This window comes from Sphingobium aromaticiconvertens, assembly GCF_037154075.1.
In the GTDB taxonomy this organism is placed as follows: Bacteria; Pseudomonadota; Alphaproteobacteria; order Sphingomonadales; family Sphingomonadaceae; genus Sphingobium; species Sphingobium aromaticiconvertens.
The window spans coordinates 1,869,311-1,884,724 of the sequence record NZ_JBANRJ010000001.1 but is presented as its reverse complement, the minus strand read 5'-3'; the positions used below and the strand labels follow the sequence as shown (position 1 = coordinate 1,884,724).

The following is a 15,414-nucleotide window of genomic DNA, read 5'->3' as shown; positions in this document are numbered from 1 at the left end:
CCCGCATGGGGCCGTCCCTTTGGATGGACTTACTTACGCAGGCCCAGCTTGGCGATGAGGTCGCTGTAGCGCGCCGCATCCTTCTTCTTCAGATAATCCAGCAGCGAACGACGCTTGTTGACCATCATCAGCAGGCCACGACGGCTGTGGTTGTCCTTGTGGTGGCCTTTGAAATGCTCGGTCAGGTTCTGGATACGCTCGGTCAGGATCGAAACCTGGACTTCGGGCGAACCGGTGTCACCCTCAGCCCGGGCATGTTCCTTGATCAGCGCTTCCTTGCGCTCGGCAGTAATCGTCATTCGTCTTCCTTCGGCATCAGGTTAAACCCGCGCACCACCCGGATTTCTCCGTCCTGCATTTCGACCAGCGCAACAGGAATATCCCCATCGATCGCCAGATGAAGGCCAGTGGCAGCTTCGTACCCCAGAAGCACGCGTCCCTGACGGAGCGCCTGTGCATCCTGAAGTGAGACGGGGAGAGCCGGGATGTCGTCCAGCCCCGCCGTCAGCGGCAGCATAAGGCTACCGATGGCGCGCTCGTTAGCAGCCTGCCGCAATTTGTCCAGCGAAATTGCCATATCCAGCGTGAACGGCCCCGCCTTGGTCCGCCGCAACATCGTCACATGCCCGACCGTCCCCAGCGCCAGCGCGATGTCGCGCGCAAGCGAGCGGATATAGGTACCCTTCGATACATGGGCGCTCAGCGTGACGCTTTCGACGGCCTCCCCCGTTCCGGTCGAGGCCGCCAGCCCCAGCGCGTGGATCGTCACCGCGCGCAGCTTCATCTCCACCGCTTCCCCCGCCCGCGCCCGGTCATAGGCGCGCTGGCCGTCGACCTTTATCGCGGAATAGACAGGCGGCGCCTGCTCGATCGGTCCGGTAAAACGGGGCAACACCGCCTGCACCGCGTCCAGCGTAGGGCGATGGTCGCTGGTCGCGATCACCGGCCCTTCCAGGTCCAGTGTATCGGTCTGGGTTCCGAAGGCGACGGTAAAATCATAAATCTTGTCGCTGTCGAGCATCCGCCCGGCCAACTTCGTCGCCTCACCCAGCGCGATCGGCAGCACGCCCTCCGCCAGCGGGTCCAGCGTGCCGCCATGGCCGACCTTCACCTTGCCCGCCCCGCTTTCCCGCAGCGCGCGTTTTACCGCGCCGACCGCCTGGGTCGAACCAAGGCCATTGGGTTTGTCGAGGATGATCCAGCCGTGCATCGCGTGCCCCTACCGGGCGGCACGCCTGCTGTCAGCCCTTCACGGGCGTTTTCGGCTTCAGCATGGCCTCAATCTCCAGCACTTTGGGCATGGCTTTCAGCGCCGCTCGCAGCTTCGCATAACGCGCGTCGAAACAGCCCGACTGGAAATCCAGCTCGGTCTTGTCGGCTTTATCCCGCGTCCATTCGATAGAATAACCCGGCATATCGGTGGCGAAGCGCTGACAATTCTCGCCATGACCGATCCGCTTCGACTGCCCCGTCGCCGGGCGGAAGGCGGCGAGCGACGCCCGCAGTTTGCGATATTGCGCGCTCGTCACGGTGAAGCGCGTCGGCCCCGGCACGGACGTGTTACGTTCTGGCACCAGGAGGCCCGACCCATCGGGCGTCACCGTCACGCTATAGCTGGGGCAAAAGCCGAAGCACGGCCCCGCCGATAGCTTGATCGTGTCATTCGCCCGCGCCGCCGCGCTGCCGCTGCTGGAGAGCGTTTCCTCACCGCGATCAGTGACGCACCCCGCCGTCAACAGCAGCAAAGCACTCAATACCCCTGCCCGCAGCACCATCTTGCCTGACATCATCCGATCGACCTCTTTTTACCCATCGACTTCTTTTTCGCGACTCGGTCCAACCTTTTCCGACTCAAAGACTGGTCTAGCCGCCTGCATAAGGCTAAGCCCCGCCACCTGAACGCTTCGGAGATAAAAATATATGCGTCCTTCCGGCCGCGCGCCCGACCAGATGCGCGATATCATCATGGAACCCGGTTTTACCATCCATGCAGAGGGCAGTTGCCTGATCAGCTTCGGCGATACGCGCGTGCTCTGCACCGCATCGGTCGAGGAAAAGGTGCCGCCTTTCCTGCGCGGCAAGGGGTCAGGCTGGGTCACGGCCGAATATGGCATGTTGCCCCGCGCCACCCATACCCGCGGCAGCCGTGAGGCGGCCAAGGGCAAGCAGTCGGGTCGCACCCAGGAAATTCAGCGCCTTATTGGCCGCTCCTTGCGCACGGTCGTAGACCTGAAAGCACTGGGCGAGCGCCAGATCGTCGTCGATTGCGACGTGATCCAGGCCGATGGCGGCACCCGCACGGCGGCCATTTCCGGATCCTGGGTGGCGCTGCGTATCGCCATCGACAAGCTGATGGCGTCCGGCGCGCTCAGCCAGGACCCGATCATCCAGAAGGTCGCAGCGATCAGTTGCGGCATCTACAAGGGCACGCCCGTCCTCGACCTCGACTATGCCGAGGACAGCAATGCAGAGACGGACGCCAACCTGATCCTGACCGGCGACGGCAAGTTCGCCGAAGTGCAGGCGACGGCCGAAGGCGCGGCCTATGACGAGGAAGAGCTTTTGCGCCTGTTGCGGCTTGCCCGCATCGGCTGCTCAAAGATCTTCGCGGCACAGGACAAGGCGACGGGACGGTAAAACTACCACGCCCGCTCGTATATCGTGAAGTCACTTCCATCCGTTCGCTTCGAGCGAAGTCGAGAAGCACTGGCGCATAGTCGGGTTTCTCGACTACGCTCGAAACGAACAGTGGCGAAGGTATCAGAATAAATGAGCGACGATTTCGGACAGGAGCAGGCAATCCGCAAACTCAAGCCGGGCAAGCTAGTGATCGCCAGCCATAATCCCGGCAAGATACACGAAATCGCGGCGCTGCTCGGCCCCTATGGAATCGAGCCGATTTCCGCTGCGGACCTGGATCTGCCCGAACCGGAGGAAACCGGCACCACCTTCATCGCCAACGCAGAGTTGAAGGCGATGCAGGCCGCCGATCTGTCCGGCCTGCCCGCCCTTGCCGACGACAGCGGCCTTTCTGTGGAAGCGCTGGGCGGCGACCCCGGCCTCTTCTCCGCCCGCTGGGCCGGGGAATCCAAGGATTTCGGCGTCGCCATGCAGCGTGTCTGGACCAATGTGGAGGCCAAGGGGCCAGAGGTCGGCCATGACGCCCATTTCGTCTGCGCCCTCGCCCTCGCCTGGCCCGACGGCCATGTCGAAGCCTTTGAAGGCCGCGTCGATGGCGTCATCGTCTGGCCTCCGCGTGGCGATCAGGGCTTTGGCTATGATCCGATGTTCCAGCCCAATGGCCATGATATCAGCTTCGGCGAAATGGCCCCGGACAAGAAGCACGCGATGAGCCATCGCGCGGATGCCTTCGCCAAGCTGGTGGCGGCGGTTTTTTGAGCGCTGGGACGGGTCGTAAAAAGTGCGCGGGCCATCCCTTATCCACAGCGCCCGCCCCATCCACACCGTCATACCGGACTTGATCCGGGATTCATGAGCGCAAACCTCGCTTATTCCTGATGGCCCAGAACGAATAGATCCCGGATCAAGTCCGGGATGACGGCAGATTTGTACGATTCGCTGCCACCAAGCGACGCCCATGTCAGATAGCATCCATGTTCGATTGGTCCGACATAATCCACCTGATCCCTTTTCGCATTTTAGTCGCGGGGATAGCAGTACTTATTATCGCGACGGGCGCTCTATATGTGATGGTCGGCTAACGCCTCCCCCTCAAATCTCGTCGATCATCTCCGCCAGCACCGCCAGACAATCCTTGCCCAGTTGCGCCGACCGCGCGGGCGACCAGCCGAAATCGGCGTCGGGCAGGTCGTCATTATCCTTGAACGGCATTTCCAGCGTCATCGACACCGCGCCAAAGCGCTCGGCAAGCTGGTTGGTCGACATGGCCAGATTGGCTTTGCCCTCCCCCGCCTCGACATAACCCAGCTTCGTCTGGAAATCGGGCGTGCGTGCGGCCAGCGTGTCACGATATTGGCGATACAGCCCTACCTGACGATCGGTGATCGAAGGGATGCCCTCAAACCCCGCCAGGAACACAGCAGCAATCGCCTCGTCCCCATGCACGTCCATGGCGAAATCGACGCCGGTCGCATCCATCGCCGCGCGGATCAGGAAGACCTCCGGGCTACGCTCCATCGACGGCTCATGCCATTCGCGGTTGAGGTTCACGCCCACCGCATTGGTGCGAAGGTGCCCGCGACGGCTGCCATCCGGGTTCATGTTCGGTACGATATGGAAGGTGGCCTTCTGCCGCAGCAACCGCGCGACCGCATCTTCCTCATCGCACAGGCGCTCGATCGCGCCTTCCATCCACCACTCCGCCATGCTCTCGCCCGGATGCTGGCGGGCATAGAGCCAGACCTGCTTCTCCCCTTCGCCCAGCGTCAGCAGGTCGAGCGGCTGGCCGTCCAGCGTCGTGCCCAGTTCGTGTAGTTCCACGCCCGACTGGCTGGCCGCCCAGGCCACCAGATCATGGTGCCGCTCCATCGAATAGGGCGCGAAATAGGCGACCCATAGCGCGTTAGCGTCCGGCGACACCTGAATCGTCAGCACGCCATCGGCATAGCTGGTGTCGGCCAGCAGCCAGTTCTCCCGATCGTCGCTGATCCGCGCCTTATAGGCCTCCCAGCCATTGGGATAGGCCGACCCGCCGCAATTGACGATCCGCAGCGTCACGTCCTTCCCCGCTGCACCGGCAACACGAAAATGGAACCACTGGTAAAAGTCGCTCTGATGGTCGGTGACGATCTCCAGGTCAGCACTGTAGCCGCCTGTCGTCTCGTTGATGGAAAGAACGCGGATGTTGCCGCTGTCGAAAGCGCTCGTGATCGATAAGGTCATTTGACGGTTATAGTGCGGCCTGACTCGCCCGGATAGCCCCCGATGAGGGCGGAGGCGAGCTTGGCGGCGGCCATGCCCGGCTGCGCGGCTGGAGTCCCTTCACGCGCGCTGGTCATCGCCCGGCCTTCCCAGATCACGGTCGAATCGCTGCGGCGGCGCATCTGCACCTGCAACTCGGTGGTCACCACATCCTTGGGCTTGCCCGACAGGTTGATGCCGATGCCGACGCCAAGGCCGGAATAGCCGTGACTGCCGACTCCGCCACCCACGCCGACGCTGACCGGCTTGCCCGACCGATCGGGGCCGGTTGGACGGAAGTCGCGGCGAAAGCCGACCGTGGCGATATAGTCGCTGGCCGGGCCGCTGGTTTCGGAAAAGCCCACGCGCTGCAATTCCCGCCCAACGGCGGCGGCATAGGTGCGGAATTCCAGGCCAACGTCGGGATTGCCCGTCATCTCCGTCACTGCAACACTGCCCGATACTGGCGGATTGCCGACATGGAAGCGCGTGACCTCAACCGGCGGCACGGCAGTCGCGCAGGCAGACAGGCCAAGGGCCAGGGTGGTAGCGGTAAGGACAGTCTTCAGCATGTCATTTGGTCTCCAAATCGTCCCGCCCGCGCCGATCCGGCGCTCCCCCGGACAACGCTTCAGACATGAAAATGCTGCACGCAGGATGAACGGAAGGGGTAGAGGACGCAAATGTGCGAGGCCAGCGTAATTCGTAGGTGACGAGGAAAGCATCATGGTCCGACAGGACGGGACCGCCCGGACCGCCATCGAACATCGCCTCCACACGTACAGGGCGGATATTCGCCGATACGCCGGGCCAGAAAAATTGCAGATCCTGCGTATCCATCCAGGGGGCGTCCCCATCCCAGGACATCTGCGCATCGCAGCCGGACTCCGGCTCAGCGCAAACCTTGTGAACCAGCATCAACGGCTGGCGCGACGTAAAATTGTCCCACCGCGCCTGCGAATCGCGCATGTTGAAATCTCCGCCAACGATCAACGGGATGGCATCATCATGGGTCTCATTGATGAAATCCGATGCCTCGAACGCTTGCCGGTCATGGGCCGCCAGATTGCGGCGCGCGGGCGCGCGGGACGCCCCGCGTGAATTCATATGGGTGTTGTAGAGGTCGATGGGAAAAGGAACGCCGGGAATGGCGATTCGCGCCATCAATATGCCCTTGTTCGCCAGACAATCGATGCCCGCGCAGGACCGGCGGCCATAGGCGCGCACCGTGCTGTTCACGATCGGATAGCGAGACGCGATCGCCAGCCCCCCGCCCGTCAGGCGCAGACCGACCTCACCCCGTTTGATCCCAGACCGGCCGGGCAGTTTGTCCATGGCCGGGCCGTCCGGGCGCATGACGCGCCCCGGTCCGCTGACGATGGAGGGATAGCCCGCCGCCAGCACCGCCTTTTTCGCGGCACCGCTGAACATTTCCTGGAACATCACGACATCGGGCGCGCGTCCCTGCGCGCGCAAATCCGCCAGATGCACACCAATCTTTCGCAGGTCCGGCGCACGACCACCGCGCGCAGGCCAGCCGAGTCCCTCAATATTATAGGTCAGTATGGAAAAGCGGGTGGTCATGGTCCGCTGATCGTCAACCGCCCCGAATGAAGGCGCAGTCATCTCGGCGCAGGATGCGATCCGCAGCGGCAGAGGAAGACCACAACCAGTCAGCATCAACAGACCAGCCAGAATCGGGAGGCGTCGACCCAGCCTGCGGCGATATTCCTCCCCGGCGCTGCGGGCCTGTGGCAACATGACTGGCCTCCGGGCAAAAAAGGATGGATGAACTGGCGGCCCGGAAATGCTCCAAGCCATTGGTCGGCCCTCTATCATCGGGCGCGCGGGATTTCACCTGATGATTGGCGGCGGGCCGCTGGAATGGGTGCAGCCATGCTTGACTTTCCTGTCCCCCGCCCATAGGGGCAGCGCTTCAATTTTCCGACACCAATTTGATTCATCGAAGGCAGGCAGCCATGAAGATCCGCAACTCGCTTAAGTCGCTCAAGGACCGTCACCGGGACAACCGCGTGATCCGTCGTCGCGGCCGCACCTACGTCATCAACAAGACCAACCGCCGCTTCAAGGCTCGCCAGGGCTAATTAGCGAGGGGAGAGGCCTGCCGCCGTCATTTTCGACGTCGGCAATGTCCTCTATCACTGGAACCCCAGGATTCTCTACAAGCGCCTGATCCATGACGATCAGGCGCTTGATGCGTTTCTGCACAATGTCTGCTCATCGGACTGGCATTTTCAGCATGATGCGGGGCGCGATTCGCCGATACCAGCGCGGAACTGATCGCCCTGCACCCGGATCAGGCCGATCTCATCACCCGCTGAGGCACGCATTTCATCGACGGGGTCACGCCGTCGATCGCGGGCATGCGGGAGATCGTTGCCGACCTCCACGCCCACGCCGTCCCCCTTTATGCCATGCCGACGCTGCGTGCGGACCTGAAGGCCCAGGGGTTACTCGAATAGCGCCCAAAAATTTCCAAGGGAGAAGCCCCCCTACTCCCTGCCCTTCAGTTCATCGCCGTGTATCGTCGCGACATGTAGCACGTTGGTCGACCCCGGCGTGCCGAAAGGGACGCCCGCCAGCACCACGATCTTGCGCCCCTTGGCGGTCAAGCCGTGACGCAGGGCCATGCGGCGGGCCTTGCCAATCATCTCCTCAAACGTGCCGATATCCTTGGTCCGCACCGCATGGACACCCCAGATGAGGCCCAGCTTGCGCGCTGTGTCCTGTCGCGGCGTCAGCGCCAGGATCGGGGCTGCCGGCCGCTCGCGCGCCACGCGACGCACCGTGCTGCCGGATGAGGTAAAGCAGGTGACGGCACTCGCGCCGACCACGCCGATGATGCCCGACGCCGCCTCTGCCAACGCGTCGGCCGTGGTGGGATCGGGCTTTGTTTCGGTGAAGTGCAGCCGCGCCAGATAGCCCGGATCGCGTTCCACACTGTGGGCAATGCTGTCCATCATCGCCACCGCTTCCTCGGGCCAGTCGCCCGCCGCTGTCTCGGCCGACAGCATGATCGCGTCCGCCCCGTCATAGACCGCCGTGGCCACGTCCGACACTTCGGCGCGGGTGGGCGTGGGCGACTTGATCATCGATTCCAGCATCTGCGTGGCAACGACCACCGGGCGACCCAGCCGCCTTGCCGTCTCAACGATCTGCTTTTGCAGCGGCGGCACGGCATAGGGCGGCAGTTCGACGCCCAGGTCGCCGCGCGCCACCATCACCCCGTCGGCCAGCTCCAAAATCTCCTCCAGCCGCTCGACCGCCGAAGGCTTCTCGATCTTCGCCATCAGCGCGCCATAGCCGCCCATCAGCTTGCGCGCCTCGGCCAGATCCTCGGGCCGCTGCACGAAACTGAGCGCGATCCAGTCGCACCCCTGCTCGATGGCGAAGGACAAGTCGCGCCGGTCCTTCTCGGTCAGCGCCGCCATCGGCACGACCACGTCTGGCACGTTCACACCCTTGCGGTTGGACAGTGTGCCGCCGACCTCGACCACCGTCTCGATCCGGTTTTCCTCGACCTGCTTCACCCGCAGAACCAGCTTGCCGTCGTCCAGCAACAGCCGCGTTTCAGGCACCAGCGCCGCATAGATTTCGGGGTGCGGCAGGTTAACGCGCTTTTCGTTGCCCGGCGTCTCATCGCTGTCCAGCACAAATGCCGCGCCCTGTGTCAGCACCACCAGCCCTCGCTCGAACGTGCCGACGCGCAGCTTGGGTCCCTGCAGGTCGCCCAGGATCGTCGTCGGCCGACCGAACTCCTTTTCCAGCGCGCGGATGGCCGCAATGCTCTGCGCATGGGTTTCGTGCGCGCCATGGCTCATGTTAATGCGAAAGGCGTCGGCGCCTGCCAGATAGAGTTTACGGATCATCTCAGGCGAACCGCTCGCCGGGCCCAGCGTCGCCAGGATGCGGACCTTGCGCGAACGGGGCTGTAATTTCGTCATTCAAAACTCCTGACAGGTGCGCCGCCGGTTTCGCGGCCAGTATTTTTCGATTATCCGAGCTGCACGACAGGGATGTGTAACCAGCGAAGGAAACGCCAGTGACGGATGACAGCATAATGAGTGACGCCGTGGCCGCAACCGCCTTCCGTCGACTGGTGGCGCATTTGCAGCATCGCACCGATGTGGAAAATATCGACCTGATGGGTCTGGCAGGCTTTTGCCGCAATTGCCTGGCCGATTGGGTGATGGAGGCAGATGGCGCGCTGACCCGCGATCAGGCCCGCGAAATAATCCACGGGATGCCCTTTGCTGAATGGAAAGGCAAATATCAGGGCGAAGCGACACCAGAACAGCTCGCCCGAATGAAAGAGAGTGTGGCGAAGAACGCCGACACGCACTAGGACGCCCAACACTGATTCATATTTACGGAGATTTGACATATGAGCGAGGCCAACATCGCCGCTGACCAGCTACGCCTTCTGATCGAGCGCGTTGAACGGCTGGAAGAGGAAAAGAAGGGCATCGGCGACGATATCAAGGACGTGTATCTGGAAGCCAAGGCCACCGGTTACGACCCCAAGATCATGCGCCAGATCGTCCGCCTGCGGAAGATGCAGCCCCATGACCGCCAGGAAATGGAAGCCATCCTCCAGACCTATCTGGCCGCGTTGGGAATGGAATAAACGACTTCAAGCCACAGAGGAGAACGCCCATGTCCGAGATCATCGTCAGCACCACCAGCCGTCTGGAAGGACGTCCGGCGAAGGAATATCTCGGCATCGTCACCGGCGAGGTGATCGTGGGCGCCAACCTGTTCCGTGACCTGTTCGCCAGCGTTCGCGACATCGTCGGCGGACGTTCGGGCGCGTATGAGGATGTGCTTCAGCGCGCCCGCGAACAGGCGATCGGCGAAATGCGGATGCGGGCCGCGACATTGGGCGCCAATGCCGTGGTCGGCGTCGACCTCGACTATGAAGTGCTGGGTGCCAACGGGTCGATGCTGATGGTTTCGGCGTCGGGCACGGCGGTTCTGGTATAAAGCGTTTTCGAAGCAGGTGGAATCACCTGCTGGCTCGGAACCCGCTCCAGTTGCGCCAAGCCGCGTGGCTCGCTAGAGAGCGCGCTTCATATCACAGATAATGTCAGGAGCAGGCCGTGGCCGGCCATAGCAAATTCAAAAATATCATGCACCGCAAGGGCGCGCAGGATAAAAAGCGCTCCTCGATGTTCTCCAAGCTGTCGCGCGAAATCACCGTCGCGGCGAAGATGGGCATGCCCGACGTGGACATGAACCCGCGCCTGCGCCTGGCCGTCAACGCGGCCAAGGCCCAGTCGATGCCCAAGGACAATATCCAGCGCGCAATCGACAAGGCGTCGAAGGGTGAAGGCGAGAATTACGAAGAAGTACGCTACGAGGGCTATGGCCCCGGCGGCGTCGCCATCATCGTCGAGGCGCTGACCGACAACCGCAACCGCACCGCGACCAATGTCCGCACCGCCTTCTCCAAAAATGGCGGCAATCTGGGCGCGTCCGGCGCGGTTAGCCACGGCTTCGACCGGATGGGCCTCATCTCCTACCCCGCCGGCGCGGGTGACGCTGAGGCGATCTTCGAAGCGGCACTGGAAGCTGGCGCGGAAGATGTATCCTCGAACGAGGACGAGCACGAAATCTGGACCGCGATGGATGCCCTCCATGAAGTCGCCAAGGCGCTCGAAGCCAATCTCGGCCCGGCCGAAGGCGCCAAGCTGGCCTGGAAGCCGCAGACCTCGGTTGAAGTCGACGAAACCAATGCCGCGACCCTGCTCAAGCTGGTCGACACACTGGAAGATGATGATGACGTCCAGACCGTCTGGGGCAATTATGAAGTCTCCGACGCGGTGATGGAGAAGCTGGGTTGAACCATTTCCCCCTCCCGCTTGCGGGAGGGGTCGGGGGAGGGCATGTGAGCCACCCGGCCCATCTGTCCCCGTCTTCAATCGCCGGGTTCGCCTCATGCTGATTCTGGGCCTCGATCCCGGCCTTGGCACCACGGGCTGGGGTTTGATCTCCGCCGACGGCAATCGCCTCAGCCATATCGCCAATGGTCAGGTAAAGACCGATGCCGCCTTGCCGCTGGCCACCCGCCTGCTGGTACTGGATGCGGCGCTCACCGATCTTATCCTGCTCCATCGTCCCGATACGGCGGCGGTCGAGGAGGTGTTCGTCAACGTCAATCCGCAATCCACGCTGAAACTGGGTCAGGCGCGCGGGGTCGTCCTGCTGAACGCCGCCCGATCGGGCATGGAGGTTGGCGAATATGCCGCCCGGCTCGTCAAGAAATCGGTCGTGGGCGTGGGCAATGCCTCAAAAGATCAGGTTCACGCCATGGTGTCTCGCCTGCTGCCGGGCATCACGATCGCCGGGGCAGACGCGGCAGACGCGCTCGCCGTCGCCATCACCCACGCGCATCATGTGGCGACCGCCCGGCGCATTCCACGCTAGGCGCGCGGCGAACGGCCCTTTTCATTTTTCCGGCGCCATTGTCCGCAATTCCACCCCCGGCCGCTTCTTGTCCTTGATAAGGATGTAGCGCTGCCCGGTGACGATCTCATAGACCGTTGCACTGACCGGCGGACTACATTCCAGATAGGATCGGACTCCGGCTGCGGCGGGCCAGGTCAGCGCATAGTCAGGCGCGATTGTTTGATGGTCGGTCCACACGGTCGCCTCCGTTCGCAGGCGACAGGCCAGCGGCACGCTGGTCCCATTCGTTATGAGGATGCTGGCACTGCTGGCCGGTTCCTGCGCCAGCGCCGCTGACGGTGCGCAGGCAAGCAGCACGATCCCGCCAAAAAAAAGGCCTCTCCTGGCCCAACCGCTATGTTCTATAATATTTATTGACCCCATTTGTTAAGAATATGGCAATATTTGTAACCAAATCCTTAACGGTCATCACAGGTCGGACTCGGACCACCGCGCTGCAGCACGGATTGGTCGCATAAGTCGTCAGGCAGGGACTATCGCTCGTTCATCCAGCAGCCAGACCAGCGCTGGCTCGGCCTGCGCAAAAATCCGCAAATAGGGCTGGGTCATGATGCGCCGCACTTGCATCCGGGCGATGACGCTGGGCGTGACGATGGCGATGCGGCTCGCTTTGGGAAAATCACTCATATTGGCTTGAAAGGCCGCCAGCGCCTCCTGCGGCTGCACCGCACTGTCGCTCATGTCCATTCGCAGGCGATAGCCGGGCCGGAATCCTTCCGCCACGAAGCGGGCCTTCAGGTCGCGCGCATAGTTCGCGACCTCGTCCGGCGTGAACTGCGCCGACCAGGCAATATCCAGCAGGTTGAGATCGGATCGGAAGCGAATGCTGTACATGCCCCTTCCCTGCCGCACCGATATTACCGAAATGCTAATAATCATCCGTCCGCAAAGCCAAAGGGCGCATGCGTCCGTCGCACATCGTCGGGCAGCATCGACCGGCCGATCGGCGGCGCGGAACGTGCCATGCAGGCGCTGCGATGACACAGGCGACAGGTGACTCCGATGGGTGTCGGGGCAGACGGGGACGAAGGCGCCTCCCCTTCCCCGTGCGTATAGATTAGCCGCCCGGCATGCTCGGCGGCACAGCATAGGGCGATCGCCCGTTCTACCTTCGCCGCCCCCCATGCCCCACCGCCCGCCGTCACCGTCCGCGCGATCGAAAAGAAGCGCTGGCCGTCCGGCAGCTCCAGCCATTGGGTGACGATCCGCCGGGGCGTCTCGAACACCCGATGCACGGACCAGAGCGGGCATGACCCGCCATGGCGGGCGAAAGGAAAGCCAGCGCCGTCCAGCCTTTTGCTGACATTGCCCGCCTGATCGACCCGCAGGAAGAAGAAGGGCACCCGCTCCTGCCCCGGCTTCTGGAGCGTGGTCAGTCGATGCGCGGTCTGTTCGAAGCTGGTGCCGAATTGCCGGGCCAGGGCCTCCACATCATATTGCTTTGCCTCGACCGCCTTGGCGAAGGCTCCATAGGGCATCAGCAGCGCGGCGGCGGCATAGCTGGCCAGCGCCCGCCGGGTCAGCCGCTCGCCCTCCTGGCTAGCAAACTGCCCGTCCTTCAGCAGCGCGTCGATCGTCCGACGCATCTCCAGATAGACGATTTGGAGCGCCAACTGGAACGACTGGCTAGCCCCGTCCAGCCCATCGTCCAGCAGCACCGCATCGCGATGCTTGTCCAGTCGCCGCATCGACCCCGCCATCACCTCCGACGGCAGCCGTCGCACGCGCAGATTATGGATCGCCTTCAACCACCCCGCCGCGCCCCCGGCGTCCGCCACAGCCCCCGCCAGCTTCTCCGCCGCATCGTCCAGCAGGGGAAAACTGTTGCGCCGCGCCGCCAGAAAGCGCCGCGATTCAGCAACCGGATCGGCTGCATCCTCGACATCCTCACCCCCCGTTCCCCGGTCGGCAAGCGCCAGATGCTCCTCCTGATAGGCGGTATAGACCCGCAACAGCGCCTCCGTGATGCCGGGATAATTGACCGCGACGTCGGCGCTGGCGAGCGAGGGCAGGTCGATATCGCCGAACATCGGATCTTTCAAAACCGCCTGCAACCGGGCGGTCTGCTCCGCGCCGCCATCACCCGCCAGTTCAGCCATATCCATGCGATAGGTGCGCGCGAGGCGTAGCAGCATGTCGGCGGTCAACGGTCGCTGGTTACGCTCCAGCAACGCCACATAGCTGGCCGAAATCTCAAGATCAGCGGCCATGTCGGCCTGCGTCAACCCCAATTCCCGGCGCAACTGGCGCAGGCGTGGCCCCATATAGACTGGACGTTCATTGGCCATGCAAAGCTCCAAGTGCAGAACTTTACAACTTTACACGAATATTTTGTAAAGATCGACAACTGAACCGCGCAAGGCCTGCCGCAGCGCAATAAGGTCGCTTATCCCATTGCCATCACATCACGACCGCAAGAGGGATCAGGGCCATGGCCTATCAGGACGAAATCACCCGCACGCAGCAACTGATCGGCAGCCAGAACGGCACCTGGGACGGCATCAACGCCGAATCCGTCGCGCGCATGAAACTCCAGAACCGCTTCAACAGCGGCCTCGACATCGCGCGTTATACTGCCGCGATCATGCGCCGCGACATGGCCGCCTATGATCTGGACCCGGCCAACTACACCCAGTCGCTCGGTTGCTGGCACGGCTTCATCGGTCAGCAGAAGATGATCGCTATCAAGAAGCATTTCGGCACGACCAAGCAGAAATATCTGTATCTGTCGGGCTGGATGGTCGCCGCGCTGCGCTCCGACTTCGGTCCGCTGCCCGACCAGTCGATGCACGAAAAGACCAGCGTTCCGGCGCTGATCGAGGAACTCTACACCTTTCTGAAGCAGGCCGATGCCCGCGAACTGGGCATGCTATTCCGCGACCTCGACAAGGCGCGTGAGGAAGGCAACGAGGTCGAGGCCCAGCGCCTGACCCACGCCATCGACAATTATGAAACCCATGTCGTTCCCATCATCGCGGACATCGACGCGGGCTTCGGCAACGCCGAGGCGACCTATCTGCTCGCCAAGAAGATGATCGAGGCTGGCGCCTGCGCGCTCCAGATCGAAAATCAGGTCAGCGATGAAAAGCAGTGCGGCCATCAGGACGGCAAGGTCACCGTCCCGCATGAGGACTTCCTCGCTAAAGTCCGCGCCTGCCGCTATGCCTTTCTGGAACTGGGCATCGACGATGGCATCATCGTCACCCGCACGGACTCGCTCGGCGCGGGCCTGACCAAGCAAATCGCGGTCAGCAAGGAACCCGGCGACATTGGCGACCAGTATAACAGCTTCCTTGATTGCGAAGAGATCGACCCAGCGACCGCCCGCAACGGCGATGTCATCCTGAACCGTGACGGCAAGCTGCTGCGCCCCAAGCGCCTGCCCAGCAACCTGTTCCAGTTCCGCGAAGGCACAGGCGCGGACCGCTGCGTCCTCGACTGCATCACCTCGCTTCAGAACGGCGCGGACCTGCTGTGGATCGAGACGGAAAAGCCGCATATCGAACAGATCGCCTCGATGGTCGACCGCATCCGCGAAGTCATCCCCAATGCGAAGCTGGTCTACAACAACTCGCCAAGCTTCAACTGGACTCTGAACTTCCGCCAGCAAGTCTTTGATGCCTATGTCGAAGCAGGCAAGGATGTCAGCGCCTATGATCGCGCCCGGTTGATGAGCGCCGATTATGACGCCACCGATCTGGGTCGGGAAGCGGACGAGAAGATCCGTACTTTCCAGCGCGATGCGGCGGCACGGGCGGGCATCTTCCACCACCTCATCACCCTGCCCACCTATCACACGGCAGCACTCAGCACCGACAATCTCGCCAAGGAATATTTCGGCGAGGCCGGGATGCTGGGCTATGTCGAGGGCGTCCAGCGCAAGGAAATCCGGCAGGGCATCGCCTGCGTGAAGCACCAGAATATGTCGGGCAGCGACATTGGCGACGATCACAAGGATTATTTCGCCGGTGAAGCCGCATTGAAGGCAGGCGGCACCCACAACACTATGAACCAGTTCGCAGCGTAAACGCTGCGGGGGAACCA

The 15,414-nt window shown here is 62.6% G+C and carries 20 protein-coding genes; 9 read left to right on the top strand and 11 right to left on the bottom strand.

The genetic code is table 11. The features are described 5' to 3' along the window. Positions 1-29 precede the first annotated feature (29 nt). The 3 genes from rpsO to WFR25_RS08925 are packed head-to-tail and all read right to left on the bottom strand — an operon-like array spanning position 30 to position 1,790. Positions 30-299, bottom strand: coding sequence for a 30S ribosomal protein S15 (gene rpsO / locus WFR25_RS08935; RefSeq protein WP_336970275.1), 270 nt, complete (start codon positions 297-299; stop codon positions 30-32). Then, positions 296-1,210: a tRNA pseudouridine(55) synthase TruB gene (truB, locus tag WFR25_RS08930; RefSeq protein ID WP_336970273.1), complete on the bottom strand. Its 915-nt coding sequence runs from the start codon at positions 1,208-1,210 to the stop codon at positions 296-298. The genes rpsO and truB overlap by 4 nt, the downstream gene beginning before the upstream one ends. 31 nt (positions 1,211-1,241) lie before the next feature. Further along, positions 1,242-1,790, bottom strand: coding sequence for a DUF6438 domain-containing protein (locus tag WFR25_RS08925; RefSeq protein ID WP_336970271.1), 549 nt, complete (start codon positions 1,788-1,790; stop codon positions 1,242-1,244). Positions 1,791-1,920: 130 nt separating this feature from the next. Here WFR25_RS08925 and rph point away from each other — a divergent pair, with 130 nt between their 5' ends. Continuing rightward, a complete protein-coding gene (gene rph, locus WFR25_RS08920) occupies positions 1,921-2,637 on the top strand; it encodes a ribonuclease PH (RefSeq protein WP_336970269.1) in 717 nt (238 codons plus the stop codon). A gap of 132 nt (positions 2,638-2,769) precedes the next feature. After that, positions 2,770-3,399: an RdgB/HAM1 family non-canonical purine NTP pyrophosphatase gene (rdgB, locus tag WFR25_RS08915; protein WP_336970268.1), complete on the top strand. Its 630-nt coding sequence runs from the start codon at positions 2,770-2,772 to the stop codon at positions 3,397-3,399. A gap of 333 nt (positions 3,400-3,732) precedes the next feature. Here the strand turns inward: rdgB and WFR25_RS08910 are convergent, their stop codons facing one another. The 3 genes from WFR25_RS08910 to WFR25_RS08900 are packed head-to-tail and all read right to left on the bottom strand — an operon-like array spanning position 3,733 to position 6,642. Further along, the gene (locus WFR25_RS08910) at positions 3,733-4,863 is read right to left on the bottom strand and encodes a M14 family metallopeptidase (protein ID WP_336970265.1); all 1,131 of its coding nucleotides are present in this window, start codon (positions 4,861-4,863) and stop codon (positions 3,733-3,735) included. Next, positions 4,860-5,453, bottom strand: coding sequence for a DUF4136 domain-containing protein (locus WFR25_RS08905; protein WP_336970264.1), 594 nt, complete (start codon positions 5,451-5,453; stop codon positions 4,860-4,862). The genes WFR25_RS08910 and WFR25_RS08905 overlap by 4 nt, the downstream gene beginning before the upstream one ends. Before the next feature lies 1 nt (position 5,454). Next, positions 5,455-6,642, bottom strand: coding sequence for an endonuclease/exonuclease/phosphatase family protein (locus tag WFR25_RS08900; RefSeq protein ID WP_336970262.1), 1,188 nt, complete (start codon positions 6,640-6,642; stop codon positions 5,455-5,457). A 218-nt stretch (positions 6,643-6,860) separates the two neighbouring features. Here WFR25_RS08900 and ykgO point away from each other — a divergent pair, with 218 nt between their 5' ends. Next, positions 6,861-6,986, top strand: coding sequence for a type B 50S ribosomal protein L36 (gene ykgO, locus WFR25_RS08895; RefSeq protein WP_003046794.1), 126 nt, complete (start codon positions 6,861-6,863; stop codon positions 6,984-6,986). A gap of 150 nt (positions 6,987-7,136) precedes the next feature. On the opposite strand, the gene WFR25_RS08890 is transcribed toward ykgO, so the two are convergent. Together WFR25_RS08890 and pyk are read right to left on the bottom strand one after the other, a co-directional pair. Further along, positions 7,137-7,298 (bottom strand): hypothetical protein, encoded by a 162-nt coding sequence (locus WFR25_RS08890; protein WP_336970261.1) that lies wholly within the window; start codon positions 7,296-7,298, stop codon positions 7,137-7,139. Positions 7,299-7,394: 96 nt separating this feature from the next. After that, positions 7,395-8,846 (bottom strand): pyruvate kinase, encoded by a 1,452-nt coding sequence (pyk, locus tag WFR25_RS08885; protein WP_336970260.1) that lies wholly within the window; start codon positions 8,844-8,846, stop codon positions 7,395-7,397. A gap of 116 nt (positions 8,847-8,962) precedes the next feature. Here pyk and WFR25_RS08880 point away from each other — a divergent pair, with 116 nt between their 5' ends. The 5 genes from WFR25_RS08880 (at position 8,963) to ruvC (ending at position 11,328) form a co-directional block, all read left to right on the top strand. After that, positions 8,963-9,247 (top strand): DUF1244 domain-containing protein, encoded by a 285-nt coding sequence (locus WFR25_RS08880; RefSeq protein WP_336970258.1) that lies wholly within the window; start codon positions 8,963-8,965, stop codon positions 9,245-9,247. 39 nt (positions 9,248-9,286) lie between these two features. Further along, positions 9,287-9,529, top strand: a complete 243-nt coding sequence (locus WFR25_RS08875; RefSeq protein WP_336970257.1) for a DUF2312 domain-containing protein — start codon at positions 9,287-9,289, stop codon at positions 9,527-9,529. 29 nt (positions 9,530-9,558) lie between these two features. After that, positions 9,559-9,885 (top strand): heavy metal-binding domain-containing protein, encoded by a 327-nt coding sequence (locus WFR25_RS08870; RefSeq protein ID WP_336970255.1) that lies wholly within the window; start codon positions 9,559-9,561, stop codon positions 9,883-9,885. Positions 9,886-10,001: 116 nt separating this feature from the next. Continuing rightward, a complete protein-coding gene (locus WFR25_RS08865; protein WP_336970254.1) occupies positions 10,002-10,745 on the top strand; it encodes a YebC/PmpR family DNA-binding transcriptional regulator in 744 nt (247 codons plus the stop codon). Between the two features lie 94 nt (positions 10,746-10,839). Next, a complete protein-coding gene (gene ruvC / locus WFR25_RS08860) occupies positions 10,840-11,328 on the top strand; it encodes a crossover junction endodeoxyribonuclease RuvC (protein ID WP_336970252.1) in 489 nt (162 codons plus the stop codon). Positions 11,329-11,349: 21 nt separating this feature from the next. Here ruvC and WFR25_RS08855 read toward each other — a convergent pair whose 3' ends face one another. From WFR25_RS08855 to WFR25_RS08845, 3 genes are all read right to left on the bottom strand, one after another. Next, positions 11,350-11,667 (bottom strand): hypothetical protein, encoded by a 318-nt coding sequence (locus WFR25_RS08855; RefSeq protein WP_336970250.1) that lies wholly within the window; start codon positions 11,665-11,667, stop codon positions 11,350-11,352. A 165-nt stretch (positions 11,668-11,832) separates the two neighbouring features. Next, the gene (locus WFR25_RS08850; RefSeq protein ID WP_336970248.1) at positions 11,833-12,204 is read right to left on the bottom strand and encodes an STAS/SEC14 domain-containing protein; all 372 of its coding nucleotides are present in this window, start codon (positions 12,202-12,204) and stop codon (positions 11,833-11,835) included. Positions 12,205-12,245: 41 nt separating this feature from the next. After that, positions 12,246-13,658: a helix-turn-helix domain-containing protein gene (locus tag WFR25_RS08845; protein WP_336970246.1), complete on the bottom strand. Its 1,413-nt coding sequence runs from the start codon at positions 13,656-13,658 to the stop codon at positions 12,246-12,248. A 143-nt stretch (positions 13,659-13,801) separates the two neighbouring features. Between WFR25_RS08845 and WFR25_RS08840 the strand changes: the two genes are divergently transcribed. Continuing rightward, positions 13,802-15,397: an isocitrate lyase gene (locus tag WFR25_RS08840; RefSeq protein WP_336970244.1), complete on the top strand. Its 1,596-nt coding sequence runs from the start codon at positions 13,802-13,804 to the stop codon at positions 15,395-15,397. The last annotated feature ends 17 nt before the right edge of the window (positions 15,398-15,414 follow it).

Bases quoted from the DNA above. Each gene is read 5' to 3' on its own strand.
- rpsO (WP_336970275.1), bottom strand. From the start codon at position 299: ATGACGATTACTGCCGAGCGCAAGGAAGCGCTGATCAAGGAACATGCC.
- truB (WP_336970273.1), bottom strand. From the start codon at position 1,210: ATGCACGGCTGGATCATCCTCGACAAACCCAATGGCCTTGGTTCGACC.
- WFR25_RS08925 (WP_336970271.1), bottom strand. From the start codon at position 1,790: ATGATGTCAGGCAAGATGGTGCTGCGGGCAGGGGTATTGAGTGCTTTG.
- rph (WP_336970269.1), top strand. From the start codon at position 1,921: ATGCGTCCTTCCGGCCGCGCGCCCGACCAGATGCGCGATATCATCATG.
- rdgB (WP_336970268.1), top strand. From the start codon at position 2,770: ATGAGCGACGATTTCGGACAGGAGCAGGCAATCCGCAAACTCAAGCCG.
- WFR25_RS08910 (WP_336970265.1), bottom strand. From the start codon at position 4,863: ATGACCTTATCGATCACGAGCGCTTTCGACAGCGGCAACATCCGCGTT.
- WFR25_RS08905 (WP_336970264.1), bottom strand. From the start codon at position 5,453: ATGCTGAAGACTGTCCTTACCGCTACCACCCTGGCCCTTGGCCTGTCT.
- WFR25_RS08900 (WP_336970262.1), bottom strand. From the start codon at position 6,642: ATGTTGCCACAGGCCCGCAGCGCCGGGGAGGAATATCGCCGCAGGCTG.
- ykgO (WP_003046794.1), top strand. From the start codon at position 6,861: ATGAAGATCCGCAACTCGCTTAAGTCGCTCAAGGACCGTCACCGGGAC.
- pyk (WP_336970260.1), bottom strand. From the start codon at position 8,846: ATGACGAAATTACAGCCCCGTTCGCGCAAGGTCCGCATCCTGGCGACG.
- WFR25_RS08880 (WP_336970258.1), top strand. From the start codon at position 8,963: ATGAGTGACGCCGTGGCCGCAACCGCCTTCCGTCGACTGGTGGCGCAT.
- WFR25_RS08875 (WP_336970257.1), top strand. From the start codon at position 9,287: ATGAGCGAGGCCAACATCGCCGCTGACCAGCTACGCCTTCTGATCGAG.
- WFR25_RS08870 (WP_336970255.1), top strand. From the start codon at position 9,559: ATGTCCGAGATCATCGTCAGCACCACCAGCCGTCTGGAAGGACGTCCG.
- ruvC (WP_336970252.1), top strand. From the start codon at position 10,840: ATGCTGATTCTGGGCCTCGATCCCGGCCTTGGCACCACGGGCTGGGGT.
- WFR25_RS08850 (WP_336970248.1), bottom strand. From the start codon at position 12,204: ATGTACAGCATTCGCTTCCGATCCGATCTCAACCTGCTGGATATTGCC.
- WFR25_RS08845 (WP_336970246.1), bottom strand. From the start codon at position 13,658: ATGGCCAATGAACGTCCAGTCTATATGGGGCCACGCCTGCGCCAGTTG.
- WFR25_RS08840 (WP_336970244.1), top strand. From the start codon at position 13,802: ATGGCCTATCAGGACGAAATCACCCGCACGCAGCAACTGATCGGCAGC.